Annotated in this window: 12 protein-coding genes; 2 read left to right on the top strand and 10 right to left on the bottom strand. The window is 58.0% G+C overall.

Annotation, left to right across the window (positions count from 1 at the left end; translation table 11 throughout):
- Positions 1-558 precede the first annotated feature (558 nt).
- From P3T25_RS47585 to P3T25_RS47560, 6 genes are all read right to left on the bottom strand, one after another.
- Positions 559-1116, bottom strand: coding sequence for a DUF302 domain-containing protein (locus P3T25_RS47585; protein ID WP_429364632.1), 558 nt, complete (start codon positions 1114-1116; stop codon positions 559-561).
- 324 nt (positions 1117-1440) lie between these two features.
- Positions 1441-3027 carry a solute symporter family protein gene (locus P3T25_RS47580; protein ID WP_429364630.1) on the bottom strand — a complete coding sequence of 529 codons (1587 nt, stop codon included), beginning with the start codon at positions 3025-3027 and terminating at the stop codon, positions 1441-1443.
- Positions 3020-3394, bottom strand: a complete 375-nt coding sequence (locus P3T25_RS47575; protein ID WP_429364628.1) for a DUF485 domain-containing protein — start codon at positions 3392-3394, stop codon at positions 3020-3022. The genes P3T25_RS47580 and P3T25_RS47575 overlap by 8 nt, the downstream gene beginning before the upstream one ends.
- Before the next feature lie 54 nt (positions 3395-3448).
- Positions 3449-4771, bottom strand: coding sequence for a fumarylacetoacetase (gene fahA / locus P3T25_RS47570; RefSeq protein WP_429364626.1), 1323 nt, complete (start codon positions 4769-4771; stop codon positions 3449-3451).
- A 215-nt stretch (positions 4772-4986) separates the two neighbouring features.
- Complete coding sequence (locus tag P3T25_RS47565) at positions 4987-6216, bottom strand: CaiB/BaiF CoA transferase family protein (RefSeq protein WP_429364624.1); 1230 nt, start codon at positions 6214-6216, stop codon at positions 4987-4989.
- 2 nt (positions 6217-6218) lie between these two features.
- A complete protein-coding gene (locus P3T25_RS47560; protein ID WP_429364622.1) occupies positions 6219-7043 on the bottom strand; it encodes an enoyl-CoA hydratase/isomerase family protein in 825 nt (274 codons plus the stop codon).
- A gap of 455 nt (positions 7044-7498) precedes the next feature.
- On the opposite strand from P3T25_RS47560, the gene P3T25_RS47555 reads away from it, so the two are divergent.
- Entirely contained in the window at positions 7499-8551 is a 1053-nt protein-coding gene (locus P3T25_RS47555) for an AraC family transcriptional regulator (protein WP_429364620.1), read from the top strand.
- Positions 8552-8903: 352 nt separating this feature from the next.
- Here the strand turns inward: P3T25_RS47555 and P3T25_RS47550 are convergent, their stop codons facing one another.
- The 4 genes from P3T25_RS47550 to P3T25_RS47535 form a co-directional block, all read right to left on the bottom strand.
- Entirely contained in the window at positions 8904-9614 is a 711-nt protein-coding gene (locus tag P3T25_RS47550) for a GNAT family N-acetyltransferase (RefSeq protein WP_429364618.1), read from the bottom strand.
- A gap of 301 nt (positions 9615-9915) precedes the next feature.
- Positions 9916-10809 carry an NmrA family NAD(P)-binding protein gene (locus P3T25_RS47545; protein ID WP_429364616.1) on the bottom strand — a complete coding sequence of 298 codons (894 nt, stop codon included), beginning with the start codon at positions 10807-10809 and terminating at the stop codon, positions 9916-9918.
- Between the two features lie 72 nt (positions 10810-10881).
- Entirely contained in the window at positions 10882-11187 is a 306-nt protein-coding gene (locus P3T25_RS47540) for a hypothetical protein (protein ID WP_429364614.1), read from the bottom strand.
- Positions 11188-11265: 78 nt separating this feature from the next.
- Positions 11266-11616 (bottom strand): DUF2917 domain-containing protein, encoded by a 351-nt coding sequence (locus P3T25_RS47535; RefSeq protein ID WP_429364612.1) that lies wholly within the window; start codon positions 11614-11616, stop codon positions 11266-11268.
- A gap of 213 nt (positions 11617-11829) precedes the next feature.
- Between P3T25_RS47535 and P3T25_RS47530 the strand changes: the two genes are divergently transcribed.
- Entirely contained in the window at positions 11830-12468 is a 639-nt protein-coding gene (locus tag P3T25_RS47530; protein ID WP_429364610.1) for a TetR/AcrR family transcriptional regulator, read from the top strand.
- The last annotated feature ends 439 nt before the right edge of the window (positions 12469-12907 follow it).

Here is a 12907-nt window from a genome sequence, read left to right as displayed (position 1 = left end):
GGGATGATGAAGGCGATGAGGATGACTGCAAGCTGAAGCCCCAAGGGGCTTCTTGCGCCCGCGGATGTTTGATTAGCGCAAGCGAGACGCATCTAGCTTTATCGACCGACCGGCAACCTCGCCCTCAGAGCCAAAACTGAGTTTCCACACAGGCTCGGCCATTAACAGACGATCGCTTGCTGGAATTGAGCGGCCGCTCCCGCTACCTAAGCGGCTGTGGGAAAGCCCAGCGCCCTGCCTGAAATTGGCGGTTGAGCGCTCCCTTTTTTCTTCAGTCTCAGCGCCAAAGTTCAAGCCGACGGCGGCGGCTTTGCGGCCTGGTCGGCCGAAGTGGTTGAGCAGAACGACCGACCGCATGCATTGCCGTAACCACGCCGACGTAAAGCAGAAGCGGGCGCTACGCACCCGGGCCTTCGAGGCTTGGGAAAGCGTGACCTGCTCCGACGCCGGGGTGTCTCACTGCATAAGTTAGCTATCCTTAGGCACTGCATGTTAAGTCGAACGCCGGCTAACAAGTTGACAATGCCATCTAGGCAGACGAGCGCAATCTGCAGGTTGTTATTGCAGTACCGACGCACAAAGTTTCGCTAGCCGGTCGTCAAGTGAACGGCCTTGAGCGTCGATCTGGGCACTATGGAATTGACTGAGCTGGGTCGACGGTTTGTCGTACTCGATGGTTGTTCCACCCTGTGCGTTCTCATAGACCATAATACGCAACGGCGCATAAAGTCCAGCCGCCATATTGACGTTGGTCATCTCAACGGCAGTAAGAATGTTGCCGGTGAAATATTCAGTACCGTTCTTGTGCTGTCCTTTTAAGACGAGCCAGTCTCCGTGCACGCCAATGTAGTGAATTACGAGGCCATCATTGCCAGCGGCTCTCTGAAGGGCAGCGCGTAATTCTTCTACCTTGTTTTGCTTAAGCAGCGTGCGGATATGATCACCGAGTCGCCCGAGACGACTCTCCAGATCCTGCTTGACGGAAGCGTATGGTTTGCTGGACGAGACGGTTACATGATCAATAATCGTCTGCGTCTCCGATACGTCGACGGTTGCTGCCATCGCGGGCGTGCAGACCACATTCATGCCAACAGCAAGAGCGGTCGCCGTAGACAAGGCAAGTCGTGAAGCGGCGTTACATAAGCTAATCACTTAGCGTCTCCTTGGAGAGAAAGGTTCGATATACGGATCGTATTTATGTTTTCCAGCGGAAGGGCGTCTCTGCCATACCGTAACGCTCGTGGAACTTCGTGAGATTTCAGTCATTGAAGCAGGGCATGTTTCGTGAATCCTCTGGCACTACAGTTTCAAGTAGGAACTCCGCGTACTTGGAACGAGTGTTTCATGTGTCTTTGCCGTGGAAAATGTTGTTGTTCACTTTATGCGTGCTCGTACGGAAATGAAGCCGCATCGGCTACCTACGATTGGCCTAGCCTCACGTCAGTGCTCTGAAGCGGCTTCTGCCCCGAGACCGCTTAGCATTCGAAGTTGCTGGGCGTCGAAGGAATCATCGCCAGTCTTTTGACGTGTCGTGACCGATCCGGCCCAACCCGCGATAAAACCCACCGGAATGCTAAAGAGGCCGGGATTCGAGAGCCAGAACGGAGGAGTGGAATCCTTGAAGATGATGCCTTTCGCACCGATGACTGCGGGCCCCAGGAGCACAAGGCCAATCGAGGAGAGAGTTCCGGCAAGTACTGCTGCGACCGCGCCTCTGTCTGTGAAACGCCGCCAGTACATCGAGAAGAGAATCACAGGTAGGTTTGCGCTTGCCGCGATGGCGAACGCGAGCCCAACGAGGAATGCGACATTAAACGTCTGGACGAGCAGCGCGAGACCCATAGCGACGGCGCCGAAGACGATGGTTGCGATCTTTGCAATCGCGACCTGCCGACGCTCAATGTTGCCAGATCCTGAGAAGAGATGACCAAAGATGTCGTGAGAAATGGCTGAGGCCGACGAGATCATGATGCCCGAGACGACCGCGAGAATTGTCGCAAAGGCAATCGCTGAGACGCATGCCAGCAGGACTTCGCCGCCAGGCGAACCGGCGCCGCCGCCAAGCGTCGTCGCGAGTAGTGTGATGGCGCTGTTTCCGGACCTGTTTGCCGCGAGAATCGCCGCCGGACCCACAATCGCACTGGCGGAAAATCCGAGGATGATCATCATGACCGCAAAAGACGTCATCACGATTAATCCGATTTTCGCGGACTTTCTCGCCGCGACGGCGGACGGCACCGTGTAAAACCTGGTCATGACGTGCGGCAAGCCTGCCGTACCTAACACCAGAGCGAGCGCGAGCGAGAGGGTATCCAGTGGATCCTTGAAGTAGCCGCCTGGCAGAAAGTACCGCGCTGGATGCAACGATGACAGGCGTGCCTTGTTGAACAACGCGCCCATGTCGAAGGAGAAATGCGCCAGAGCAAGGAGTACAAGGACGGCACCGGCAGTCCAGACCAGAACAGCCTTGACGATTTGCACATACGTAGCAGCCACCATTCCGCCGAATAAGACATACGCGATCATGAGTACGCCGATCAGCAGGATCGCAGCGTTAGTGCCAATCGGCAGTAGCAGACTGGCCAGCGCCCCGCCTCCAACGAGTTGCGCGAGCAGGTAGGCTAACGAAATGAGCAGCGAAGAACCCGATGTAGCCGCTCGAACTCCGCGGCTACGCAAACGAAGGGCGACGACGTCGGAGAGCGTGTATTTACCGCAGTTTCTGACCGGCTCGGCGACGATCAGCATGATCATGATCCAGCCGGCAATGAAGCCGACCTGATATACGATCCCATCGAATCCGAATAATGAAACCAGTCCCGTCACACCTAGAAATGATCCGGCGGACATGAAGTCGCCGGCTAGCGCCAGGCCGTTCTGAAAAGGAGACAGATTGCGTCCCGCCACGAAAAATCCGGATGTTCCGCGTGATCGGCGGGCACTCCACCCTGTCAGAAGGAGGCTGAGACCGATAAAACCTACAAAGGCGATGATTCTGAGCGCGCCATTACTGATCAGATTACTCATGTCGATCACCGTTCGATTGTGCAATAGCGCTGCGAAGGAGTTCAGATGCTTTCGGGTCGTAGGCTCGTTCGGCCCATGCGCAGTAACCCCAAAAAGTGGCGATCGTGAGTGCAAACTGAACGACTATCGCCAGCAGTCCGAGGTTAAGCTCCCCGTAGACACGCAGGGACATCACGCCAGGAAACTCCAGGACTGCGATTAACAGGCCGAAATAGATTCCCATGGATGCGTATAGCAATGACCATACGAAACGGTTCCGAAACCGAGAGAGTCCTTGCGTCTTCTCGACAAGGGACAGGCTGGATGATCTGACTTTCATCGCATTTTGTCTCTCGAACTCAGCGTTGATTGATTCCATTGATTGCATGTCGGGTCTCCTCCGTCATCATGCCCATGGTGGACGTCTTGATACGTAATCTCGCTAGACCTTCGCCGGCAAGACCTCGCCGCGGCTCTCTCCAAATCCAATCCGGGCGAAGCCAGGTTTCTGACAGTAGCCGCGAAGGATAATGGCGTCTCCATCCTCGACGTAGCTGCGCTTCTCACCCGTACTGAGCGTGACCGGGTCGCTTGCGTTGCGTGCAAGCTCCATCAAGGCCCCGGCTTCCGATTTCTCTGGACCCGAAATCGTGCCGCTTCCAAGCAGGTCTCCCGGGCGCAGATTGCAGCCGCCGACGGTGTGATGGGCGACCATCTGAGCAATGGTCCAGTACTGATGCTTAAAGCTGGTGAGCGAGAGTTGCGACGCCGGGAGGTTCCCGGCTCTGTGACGGGCACTCTCCATCCAGACTTCCAGCTGGATATCGATTGCTCCCGTGACGCTGTTCTCGTGCGAATCCAGATAAGGCAACGGTCTTCCATCTGTGTCCGGGCGTGGCAGGGCAAGTCTGAACGGAGCCAGTGCCTCCAGGGTCACGATCCACGGCGAGACGGTGGTGGCAAAATTCTTTGCCAGAAACGGTCCTAGCGGATGCATCTCCCATGCCTGAATATCGCGGGCAGACCAGTCGTTGAGCAGGCATAACCCAAACACATGACTGTCAGCCCGATCCAGTTCAATCGACTCGCCAGCCGCATTGCCTTGTCCGATGTAAATGCCGAGTTCAAGTTCGTAGTCCAGCTTGAGCGACGGCGAGAAGGTCGGGGTTTCCTCGCCCGGAAGCATGATCTGACCCGCTGGACGCCGAAACTGCTGACCGCTTAGCCCGATGCTCGAGGCTCGGCCATGGTATCCAATGGGTATCGATTTGAAGTTGGGACCCACGCCGCTCAAGCCGAGTAGCTTGCTGATGTTTGTCGCGTGGTGAATCGAGGTGTAGAAATCCGTGTAATCACCGATCTGTGCGGGCAGACCGTACTCCACTTCGGAAAGCGGGACCAGACACGCCTTGATCGCTGCGCGATCGTCGGAACTGGCGTGCTCGTGAAGCGCCTCGAATAGTGCGTGTCGCAATGCGCTCCACGAAGACGGACCCATCGAAAAAAACGTATTGAGAACGGGCTGCGCGCACGCCTTCGCAGCCTCTCTCGCCGTCTCGTTCAGACCGGCATAAGACGCCCACGAGGACATGTCAATGACCTGATCACCGATCGCGACTGCGCCCCGAAACGCCTCATCGGAATTCTTTCTGCGGAAAACTGAAAACGGCAGGTTTTGAATGGGAAAGTCGCCGGCCTGTGCGTTGGCAGACTCAACCCAGCTGCGCGCAGCGGGATCGTGAGTCTGATTCAGAGTCTGTTGCATGTTCGTCTCGCTTCAATCAGGTGGAGGCCCGAGTCGGTCGCCCGATGACCCGCTCGTTCAGTACGTCGATCCTCGCAAGCCTGTCTCGCAGGTGAGGACGTGGCGAGGCCGCTCGACCGGCCCCGTGAATCTGAAGATGTGAAATCGACGGGATAGACTTCACCGTTCACCCTGGATCGTTCGACCTGCGCATTCACGGGTAGCGACCCTTGCGCTCAGTCGAACGTGCCCGCAGGGTTGCGCCTGCTCAGGAGGATTCGGCGCTCCTGCAGATCCTGAATGAGCGCTGCGCTGAGGTTGCGCTCTGAGAGCACCTCGACGTTATGCTCGCCCTGGAAAGCCGGACTGCCTGGCTGCGGCAACTCGGACTGGCTAAAATGCCACGGCGCACCTGGCATGCGTATCGTGCCGCCGGACCTGTCGTCCACATCGACTAGCGCACCCCATTCCTGTACCCACTCGGAGTCGGCGAACTCGTTGACGCTTCGGACTACGCCAATCGCCAGTCCGGCTTCGCTGACCTGCGTCTGGAGTAGATCCAGATCGTTGAATGTGAGAATCCACGCGCGGATCTCGGCCAGCAGATAAGCAATGTTTTGTCGCCGCGACAGCGCCGTGCCGAAGCGAGGGTCACTTAGCAAATCGTTGCGGCGCATCATCGCGCAGTAACGCGTAAACATTGGCGTGTATATCGGGCTGCCCGCGATGGTGAGCCGGCGGCCATCCGGCAGATCGAAGATGTGCGAATCAGGCGCCGATAGAATGATCGGCTCGCCTTCTGTATCGATCTCCGAAAGTTGTGCCCCCACACGTTCGTTAACTGACAGCATGGTGGCGGCCATCGAGACGTCGACGTGTTGCCCTTCTCCGGTCCGGGACCGATGCTGGAGGGCAGCCAGGATTCCGATGACGCCGTGAAGTCCGGTGTACATGTCGGCGTGGCTGCACGCGTCGTTACGCACTTCAGTGAGCGCATCGCCGAAATGGTTCTGGACGATGTCGGTCAGTCCCGACTCGGCCTGCACGGTCGGCGCGAACGCCGGACGGTTTCGCCAGGACGTCGCTTGCCCGTACCCACTCAAAGACGCATAAATCACGGACGGGTTGAAGGCGCGTACCTGCTCATAGCCGAGTCCAAACCGATTCAGCGTTCCCGGACGAAAATTTTCGACGATGATGTCTGCGTCCCGGCACAGGTCGATCACGATCGCCCGTGCCTCTGGGAAGTTGAGGTCGAGGCTGACGTTCCGCTTTCCGGCATTCTGCTGAACGTAGTACAGAGACATGTCTCCGATATGCGGCATGCTCACGCGGCCGATATCGCCGGAAGGCGGCTCGATCTTGGTAACGGTCGCGCCGAGGTCCAGCAGGGTTTTGGTGCAATGCGGTCCGGCTAGCACTCGCGTGAAATCGATCACGCGAATGCCTTCGAGTGGTGCTGACATGATCAGTCTCCCTTGAATTCGGCTGTTGCGGGCCCTGTCGAAAAGAACGATGCGAAACCTCGTTCCCGGTCGGCCGTCTTCCAGATCATGTTGTTGAGGTTGACCTGTTCCAGGTCCGCGCTACGGACGCCGCCATTGGCCGCGAGATTGGCCTGCTGCTTGATGCCGTTGAGGACTGCGGTCGGGCCTGCTGCCAGCTGTTTGCCCAGCGACATGGCGGCAGTCTGGAGTTCGGCTTCCAGCACAACGTGATTGATGATGCCCCAGCGTTCAAATGCTTCCGCTGAGTACCGGCGCCCGATCAGCGCAATTTCCTTGGCCCGCACGACGCCCGCTCGCTGAACGAGTCGTTGAGTGCCCCCGAGCAACGGGATCAGGCCCACGATGTTCTCGACCTGTCCAAAGTAGGCCGTGTCTGCGGCGATGATCAGGTCGCAGGTGAGCGCCAGTTCAAGGCCACCGCCAAGCGCGGCTCCATGAACAGCAGCGAGTGTCGGGACCGGTGCGTTCTCCAGCACATCGAGGAACTCGAAGAATTGATCCGGGTTATGCTGGATCACCGTCTTGCCGTCAGAAAACGAGCTCATTTCCGCACCCGCAGAAAAGTGACGCATCTCACTGTTGAGCACAATCGCGCGGGCGCCTTTGGCCACTACGTCTCGATACGCGGCGAGTAAATCTGCAATCATCGCGTCGTCGATCAGGTTGTGCGGTGGCTTTGCCAGTGAAACGACTCCTACGGCACCATCCATTTCAATTTTTACAGTGGTCATGGTTCTCTCTACAGTGTTCGTTAGGCGGAGAAAGGCCGCTGGCCTGGGCGGCATCCGCGGCGTTGCTCATGGGTCGGGATTTCGGCCGGCGTGTCCGTTACCGATTGGGTACGCCGAAAACGGACGTCGCCGCGATGGGTTGAAACGGTGAAGCGTGTTGCGTCGCGGAACGGACGTGCGCGCGGTTTTGCGAGCCGTCCGCAACCCGCTGTCCAGCCCGCTTCCGACATATCGCCTTGGGGGAATTGCGAATACGGCTGGGGGCCGATTGCGCCATCCATGGATTTCCGACGGGCGCTAATCAGGGTTGTCACCAGTGTCAGATAGGGCTTCACTGACTCGTCTCCATCTAAAATTTCGGCGTGTGCCGTTGATGGTTACTATCTCAGCGACATCGATAGGCAGCAACGTCAAACCATGCCAATTGCCGCGTCAAAGTGTGCCAAAGCGCCCTCGACAGGCACCTGAAAATTGTGCGAGCATATCCGCATACTGGAGTGAGACGTATCGTGCGACCACCGAAAATAATTACGCCCCTGTATCCGGATCTCGACGCTCCGACGCAGAGTCTTCTGGGGCTGGCCGCGCTCGCGGCCGAGCTGGCGGCAGAAGGGGTTTCCGTGAACAAACTGTTCGCGAATACCGGCGTCCATGCGAGACAGCTGGAGGATCATCAGGCGAGAATCTCACACCGGCAACGCCTCGCGATCTATCGAAACGCCCAACGGCTTGCGACACGGGCCGATGTGGGATTGCTTGCAGGGGCGCGTCAGAGGATCAGTGACTTCGGCATATATGGCTATGCCATGGTCAGCAGTACGACCTTTGGAGACGCCCTGAAATTTAGCGTTGAAAATGTCACGATGGCCGGGGCAGTTCTGCAAATCAGCTATTCGACCGAGGCGGACACCGGAATCTTGAGGAGCCATGGGCTCGCGTCGCTCGGCGACATGTTGCCGTTTGTCGCGGAATTCTGGCGGAGCTCAATGACGGTTCTATTCAGCCGGGTGCTGGAAGCGCCTTTTCCGTCGAAGCGGATGGTCATGGCGTATCCGGCGCCTCCACATTGGCGAAACTACGAAAGGATGTTTAATTGTCCAGTGGAGTTCGGTGCCGACTCGATGGAGTGGCATTTTGACGTTCGCGTGCTGGATCGCCCGTGTCCAAATGCAAATCCGATCACTGCGCAAATCTGTCAGCAACTTTGTGATCGCATTCTTGAGGAGCGGGACGGAATCCCCGAGCTTCCCCGGCAAATACGGATGGCCTGCTTAAACTCGCCGGGCGTGTTCCCTTCGGCCGAGAAGATGGCTGCCCAGCTAGGTATGTCACTCCGAACCTTGCATCGACGATTGGCCGATGATCACTATTCGTATCAAACGGTGTTGAACGACGTTCGTCGTTCACTCGCTATCGAGTTTCTTGAAAATACAAGGCTTCCCATTGATCAGGTCGCCGAGCGCATCGGATTTTCGGATGCAGCGAGCTTCCGCAGGTCGTTCAGGAAGTGGACTGGAAATTCACCTAGTCTGTATCGAAAGGGGCAAAGCAAGGATGCGTAAGGGAGGCCGACGACTGTTACAAAAGTGAAGCATCCGCGCCGGCACTGCACTGCGGCCGGTGCGCGCGGCTCCGGCCGCTTCGAGGCTGGAGGTTTGCGGCGCTGCCCGAAGCGCGCCGCCAAATGTGGCCGATAAACGTATCGTGTTGGGTGATGCGGCACTCCAACATACGAGACAGGAAATCAGAACGGCAACCACGAGAGGCGTACCGTTTGGGGCACTTCCAACGGCAGGTGGGCCTTGAGCTGGTCTGCCGATGGTGCCGACGTGAACTGGCCGATCGCCAGGATCCTGGTCGAAACGGGCAAATCGCGCCCGGGCTTCCTCAATGAGCGGCGATCGGGCCGAAAGTTCAGGCCTGCATCTCTTCCACTTTTTTTAATGCAGCGATGTCGCGCACGGCACGGACCGAGAATCCAAGTTTTTCGTACACTCTAGCGGCGCCGCTGTTTCCGTCCTTGACGTGAAGAAAAGCCGTATCGCCGCGTTCGACGATCTGCTTCGTGAGCGCGGCGACAAGGACATTGGCATAGCCTTTACCCCGATGGTCCGGGTGCGTGCAGACGCCGCTGACTTCCGTGAACCCGTCAAGGCGAACGCGTTCGCCGGCCATCGCAATGAGGGAAGCGTTACCGTCGAAGATGCCGAGATAGCGCCCGAGTGTCACCGTGCGCTCCTCCATCGGTCCGGGCTGCGTCAAGCCTGCCAGGGCCACCATCGCAGCGCCATCGGACAGATGAAGCTCCCTAATCACAAGCGCCGTCGTAGCGCTGATCGGTGCGCGGAAACTCGTCTGCGTGCAGATCATCTGCAGAAACGGATCGCGCCACTCGGTTTCCCAGCCGTCCGGCACTGATTCGCTCCTGGTGCCGAACAGACCGATCGTTTCGCCAACCTCCACGATATCGGCAAGTGCTGTCCACGACTCGCTGGCCAGAGGATTTTCCAGTGCTGCTATTGGCGAAATGTCTGGCTGATAGCGCCTCGCTCGACCCTCGCCGATGCCGAAATGCCGTTGAGGGCCTGTGAGTGCTTGCCATACTGGATTGTCTAAGGGGTGCATAGTTGTTACCTCGCAAATTTGCGGAGGACCGACTGCCGCAGCGTCGTGACACGGCAGCATTCTGGTTGCGCTCACATTTCCGGTGAAAGACGCTGTTTGATCACCCGTCGGGATCCGTCCAGAAACGCTTTCGCGGTCCGCCGATTGGGATGTGCGCACGACGGTTGGGGCTACTGAGACGCCAAACTTTCGCGCGGCTCGCGGTCGCTACGTGATTTTGCGCTGAAAGAACACGCCCGTAGCTGATTCCAAATCCGATGCGCTAACCGAATGTGTCGTCGATGGCGGGGCGACTCTGGATCTACTTCGTGTTCGGCTGAAAGAGCTCGATATTGGCTTTGATGTATTCGCCAACTGTGATTGGCTTTCGACCCGTAATGGTTTCAACCAGGTCGTTGGTGCCGGCAAAGACGCCGTCCTGATAGTCGCGATACACCGAAACGACATGCTGGATGAAATGCTCAGAAAGACCCATCTGCGACAGGCGTTGCTCGCATGCAGAGAAGCTCTCGTCCTCGTAGCGGATCTCCCTGCCCAGCACCTCACTCAACGTCCTGGCAAGTTCGGCGTGGTTCATCTCGACAGCGCCGTGCAGCGGATAACTCTTGCCTGCATGAGGCGTCGGATTCAAAAGAAGGTTCGCTATGATGCGACCTTGATCCGACGCCGCAATGGGGGCGTGGCGGCCGCTTCCTGCCGGCACTTTGAGAAGGTCATGATTGGCGATCAGCGGCAGTTGAAATCTATACGTCAGCCATTCCATGAAAAAGGTGGGGCGCAGATGCGTCACCGGCGTTCCCGCCCAGTCGAGCACCCGCTCACCGTACCAGTGAGACAGCGATGCGCGACTCTTGGCCTGCGGACGTGCTGAAATCTGTGACATATTAACGATCGAGCGAAGACCTGCGTCCCTGGCGGCATCCGCGAAATACGCGGTTGCATCAACGAGCTGCGGCTGCATGACCGGATAGACGAAGTAGGCGCCGGTCACTCCCTGCAATGCATGGCGTACTGCATGGCTGTCAAGCAACTCGCCGAAGACAAGCTGAACGCCCTTGGCGCGCAATGCCGCAGCCCGCTCGTCGTCGCGATGAACAAAGGCCCTGACCCTGGCTCCCTGCGACAGCAGTTCCTGAATGGCATTGCTGCCGGTTTTACCGGTCGCGCCGGTGATCAAATACAGATCGTTACTCATTTCGTAATCCTGAGTGTACTGTGTGAATAGATGCCCAATGAATTTCGGCGATGCTGTTAGCGGGGCATGTGCTCAACTGCCGCTTGTGAACGAAGCATTCGGAAGCAAGACTTGTAACTGCTTGAGAGGTCCGAGGGGAATGAACTCAAACGTCATGAGACCAGCCTGACCAAGGGGCAACTCCTCGAGAAGTGCATGCGCCTCCTCGACACTCGTAACGTCGAGCAGGAAGACAACGCCGGGGCGATCCTGCCGGGCGTACCACTGAGCGATCGTGCCGTCGAGATAGAGGCGTACCGTTTGGGGGACTTCCAACGACAGGTGAGCGTTGGGCTGGTCTTGCGACCATAACCGTTCGACTTCCATGCGTGGATTCATCGCAAGCCTCCATTGCCGCGACACATCGTGGATGCACCGCTGAACTGTTGATGCGACTCAGTTTAGGCACTGACATTCTCACCACTGCAGGCGCGCCGACGCTCGTTCATCGCGCCGCCCGCTGTCCGCCGACAGCATGCGCCACACAGCGCGCAATACGTGAGCAGCCCACAACGCGAGACTCGCGTGCGACTTCGCCGCCTCTGTCGTGAGCATCCAGGTGGCACGATCCGACCCAGCGTTAACCCACGCGCTGTCACCGGCCGCGAGAGCGATCGCCTCGCCAGGCTTCAACCAGTGGTCGCCCGCACGCTCGTCGATCGTCACCCACAGCAGGCCCGCATGCGCGGTGATCGTCAATGGACGAACGACGACGAGACGCGCTGGTGCCTCCGCATATTCGCTTTCGAAGTATCTGATTTCACGCATGATGTGCTCCCGACGACGACGACGTGAACTGGCCGATCGCCAGGATTCTGGTGGTCGGTACTGGGGTAACGCCTGGATGGCTGGCTGTGTCATTTCGGACTCCAAGGGTTGGACATCAGATTGGCCGCCATTTAGAGCATCAACGAACTCTAAATTTAGAGTAGACTAGAACTCTAAAAACCGCAAGGTTTTTTTTAAAATAGGGTCAGCAAAATGAGAAAGTCGAGAATTGAAACGGCCGAAACGAGGAAGCGCATCGTCGCAACGGCTTCCAGGGTATTTCTAACCAATGGTCTCGCCGCGACAGGCATCGCCGACATCATGGTTGCCGCTGGCCTGACGCAAGGCGGCTTCTTTCGGCATTTCCGGTCGAAGGGGCAACTGGTTGCCGAAGCCAACGGCGCAGCGTTCGGGCAACTGATGGACATGTTCGAGCGTGTCATCGCCGGCAAGCCGCCAAGGGAAGCGCTCGATACCATCGTTTCTATCTATCTTCACCAACTTCAGGGCAAAGACCCGGTGTATTTGTGTCCTTTGGCTAATCTGGGCAGTGAACTTCGGCACTCCGACGAACAGGTCAAGGCGACGACCGTAGACGGCTACGAGCGCCTGGTCCGACTGATCGCCCAGCAAACGCAGCAGCTAGGTATCGCGGGGCATGCAGACGTCGCCAATGCGATTGTTTCGACGTTGGTGGGTGCGGTGACGCTGTCCCGACTCGCCCCTGATCCAGGCACAGAGGAGACGATCCTGCTGAACGCGCAAAACGTCGTTCGCGTTCTATTGCAGTGTTCGCCACAAGCAAATGTCCCGACACGTAAGCGCCGGAGTTTGCAAGCAGAGAGTGCATAAACCATTGAGTGTTGATTTGCTGGCAAATCAACACATCTCGTTTAAGGACGCCAGAGCCGCCGCTCTCTTCCACCGTGCCGAAACGCGCCGCTTAGTTTTCCGCGCGCGATGGCCGGCGAGCGGCAGGTCAAAGCGTCACCGACGATTGGCTCGTATCGGCCGGGAAGCGGACGGTCGCGAGTCTTGTCTGAATGGCGCAAATGGGTCGACGAACGAAACCGCTCGCGCGGTAGAGGGCTCCGGCCAGCGCGTGCGGTTCATGGGAGGTCCGCCGCGCAGTTCCGTATGTTGGCGAATGAGGCAATCCGCCTCGTTCTCCAGCAGGAGCCGAATCATGACCTCCTCACAGGCAAACGCCAGTCCACTGCGCCAGCGCATGACCGACGACATGCGCATGCGCCAGCTTTCGCCGAAGACGCAGGACACCTATCTGCGCATC

Source organism: Paraburkholderia sp. GAS32, from assembly GCF_050434225.1.
In the GTDB taxonomy this organism is placed as follows: Bacteria; Pseudomonadota; Gammaproteobacteria; order Burkholderiales; family Burkholderiaceae; genus Paraburkholderia; species Paraburkholderia madseniana.
Note: the sequence above shows the minus strand (reverse complement) of the source record. Positions and strands in the feature narration are given on the sequence as shown.